The sequence below is a fragment of the Okeania hirsuta genome (assembly GCF_003838195.1).
Classification (GTDB): Bacteria; Cyanobacteriota; Cyanobacteriia; order Cyanobacteriales; family Microcoleaceae; genus Okeania; species Okeania hirsuta.
The window spans coordinates 1-3,657 of sequence record NZ_RCBY01000415.1; the positions used below are offsets into that span (position 1 = coordinate 1).

Here is a 3,657-nt window from a genome sequence, read left to right on the forward strand (position 1 = left end):
CTACCCAACTGCAAACTTTTGCAGATAACTATCAATTCGATCGGATTGTTCAATTGCTAGGTTAGGTTAACGAAGTCAGAAGTCAGAAGTCAGAAGCGAGTGTGTAATTCTGAGGGAACCTCAGAATGTAAGACACACTCAAGACAGTCAGAAGTTGTTTTTGTAACGGAGATTTATGCCCCGCTCCAAAAACATTTCGCCTTAAAAGTCCTTGCTCTAAACCCAATTATTTTGGTAAGAATTCTGAAGCCAGCGGATTTGATATACAGCGGTTTTCATTTGGGTAGACCACTGTAGGGGCGATTCACGTTTGCGCAGCATTCCGCAGGAAATCCCCCCTACAGGGTTTTTGTTATGACGATGTGGTTTATTACAGCGGTTTTCATTTCAGTAGACCACAGTAGGGACGTTCCATGGAACGTCCCTACTAGGTTTTGCTTGTGAATATGTGGTTCATCAATCTGAAAAGCGCTGTAATTTGAAAAGCGCTGTAAGTCCTGGTGTAGTTTTTTTACCTAATCTACTAGAGAAAGACTAGAGAAAACATTAAAGCCAAACTGATTTTCTAGAACTGCAATCACAGAACCATCAACCGATAATTCATTTGTTGAGGAATCAAAACTCACATCATTGACGCTACTGATACCATACACACTTTTATCTATCTCAATCACATCTCCTTCAGCATCACTAAAGTCGAGGATTCTGTCAATTCCACCAGTAGAAGTGTTTTTGTTGAAGACAAAGGTATCGTTTCCATACCCGCCAATTAATATGTCATCCTGGTTCATGCCTTCAAGTCGATCGCTTCCGTCTCCTCCTAGCATCACATCTTCGCCACCATTTCCTGTCAGAGTATCATTACCTTCACCAGCAGAAACATAATCTTCATATCCGAATGCCTTGAGACTGTCATTGCTCTCACTGCCGATGAGAACATCGACGACACGGTTTGCGCCAGTAAAGTCCTCTTTACCAATTAATTCAATATTTTTGAGGACAGTTACTACATCAGAACTAGAGATATTGTTCAAAGTAGCAACTTGCTCGCCGGAAAAAGAAAGAGTCAGATCGCTACCAGAGAGAGTGTAATCAAAGCTGATTTCTTGATTACCAGAAGGTTCAAAATACTCTTTAATATCAACCTGAATTTTATCAACTTCATCATTGACGAAATCTACGGTGTAGTCTGTAATAGTGTGATTTCCACCAGAGAGAACAAAGGTATCGTCACCACCATTTCCTGTTAGAGTATCGCTACCCATTGTTACTAACGGAGTGTTGAGCTGAACATCATTACCGTTTTCATCTACCGAATAGTTGCCTATTCCAGTTGATAAGATGTTATCATTATTGTCACCTTCAATATTGTCAGCATTATCGCTACCAACAATATTCTCAATATTGTACAATTTGTCTGTGCCACCAAACCCATTACTCGCACTAGCATAACCATTAGTAACGCTTGATAGATCAACATTAATAGCACCTGTAGAATCAAAATATGATGCCGTATCTGAGTCATTACCTCCATCTATATAGTTGTTACCAGCACCACCATAGAAGATATCGTTACCATTAAAGCCCCTGAATTCATCATTACCAGCATTTCCTGGTGAACTTGATGTTCCTCCTAAATCATCCAATTGGTATCCAGCAATAACATCATCGTGGTTAGTTCCATAGAAGTAGTCAGCATTGTTGCCACCCTGTAGATTCCATCCCGAATAGGCACCCAAAACCAGAAATTTATTACTTCCCAGGTTTTCTAAATCGCTAGAGTCGATATTCAAGGCAGTGCCACCTTCGGAACCTAGAGTTGCACCATTTGAATCAATGTAGATCGCGCTGTCTATCAGGGAACGTTGTATAGCATCTTCAGCGTTATTGTCATATGTAGTGGAACTATCACCAAAAACAGTCCCCGCATCCTCAAACTCAAGATCGGCAAAAATCTGAGTGCTGCTTGAGTTGTTATATTTGAAAGAAAGAGCATTGTCTCCATTGGTATCATCTGAGATATATACATCTTGGTTGACAGGGATAATGACGACATCTTCTCGGAAGTTGAAGTCAGCAATAGTAGCAGAAGCATCACTATCTGGTCGATCTAGTGTCGATGTCTGACCATTCATTATTCCCTTGATACCATCAAATATCATGGGAACAATTTCTTTAGCAATCTTAAATTGGGGAGCAAAAGCTGTGAATGCTAAGTCAGTGACATCCCCTGCCATACTCAAACCGAGGTTCGCCCAGTCTACGTTAAGACCGCCGCCAGTAGTATCGGCAGCTTCACCAAGGAAAAAGGTATCTGCACCGTTACCACCGTCTAGAACATCACTAGCTCCATCACCGAGTTCACCACTGTAGAGTAAATCTGCACCATCTTGTCCATAGAGAGTATCATTACCATCCTGGCCTAACATAATATCATGGCTACTTCCACCATACATCAGATCCGTACCATTTCCACCATACATCAGATCCATACCATTTTCACCATAGAGACTATCACTTCCGGCTCCACCGTAGAGGGTATCGTGACCATTTCCTCCTGCAAGAAAATCTTTTCCAGCATCTCTGCTCGCGTTAGTGAACTGTCCAGTCCTGAAAGAATATCCATCATCACTATCTGGAGATGTGCTTTCATCTCCACCATAGAGTACATCGTTACCAGTTCCCCCATAAAGAGAATCGTTCTCACCACGTCCAACTAATGTGTCCGCATCTCCGTTACCCCAGATAATATCTTCGTGATGCCACCTAGATGTATGCGAAGCCCCAGGGGCAAAAATAAAAAAGGTCTCACTGCTTGTCTGTCCTTCGATATGGTTGGCGTTGTCATTACCTGTTTGGATTCTTTCCTCGACATTCCATGATATTGTCATTGTTCTTTTCTCCTTTGTGTTTAATTTGTTTCTGTAGGAAGAGGTTCTTCTCTTTCCTTTGTTGAAACTATTATTGACTGAATTTTTGGAAAAGACAATACAGGAAAGTTCAGGAAAGTTCAGGAATTTTCAACCTGAATTTTCCTGAACTTTTAGAGGGGAAAATTTGTCTGGCAAATTTCAATTTTTCCGAGAGGTTGATGCAGCGATAATTCAGTCTAGGACTGGAAAGTAGCTATTTAGAGTAGATGTTAATTTAATTTTTTACAGGTATTTATTACTCAGTATTTTGGCGTAGATATACGCCAAATGTAGTACTATTTTATTCAGGAAAATTCAGTTTTATTCAGTGGCTGAAAAAATCAACAACAAATGTTTTATTAAGGTGGTCTTTAAGTATACAGCGCTTTTCAAATTGATGAACCACATCTTCACAAACAAAACTTTGTAGGGACGTTCCATGGAAAGTTCCTACTGTGGTTTACCCAAATGAAAACCGCTGTAAGTGCCTAGATGTCCCATAAATTCCATACAGGTTTGATGAAAAAGGGAGCGATCGCTCCTTATATCCACAAAGTCCGCTCCCACACCATTACTAATACCAGAGTCAAAGGTTAAAGTAATCTCTCCTGGTGGTACTCCTGCGTCTATTTGTTCTTGAGTTAGATCGCCGAGTGATATCATGTCCGGTAGCATCGGTCTTGTATAGCAAAGGTAAGGAAGAAGGAAGAAGGAAGAAGGAAGAAGAAAGAGGGAAGAGGGAAGA

Annotated in this window: 2 protein-coding genes; both read right to left on the reverse strand. The window is 40.7% G+C overall.

Annotated elements, in window-relative coordinates:
- Positions 1-515: 515 nt before the first annotated feature.
- Positions 516-2,891, reverse strand: coding sequence for a calcium-binding protein (locus D5R40_RS31155; RefSeq protein WP_124155737.1), 2,376 nt, complete (start codon positions 2,889-2,891; stop codon positions 516-518).
- Between the two features lie 471 nt (positions 2,892-3,362).
- Entirely contained in the window at positions 3,363-3,575 is a 213-nt protein-coding gene (locus D5R40_RS31160; RefSeq protein ID WP_124155738.1) for a hypothetical protein, read from the reverse strand.
- Between the last annotated feature and the right edge of the window lie 82 nt (positions 3,576-3,657).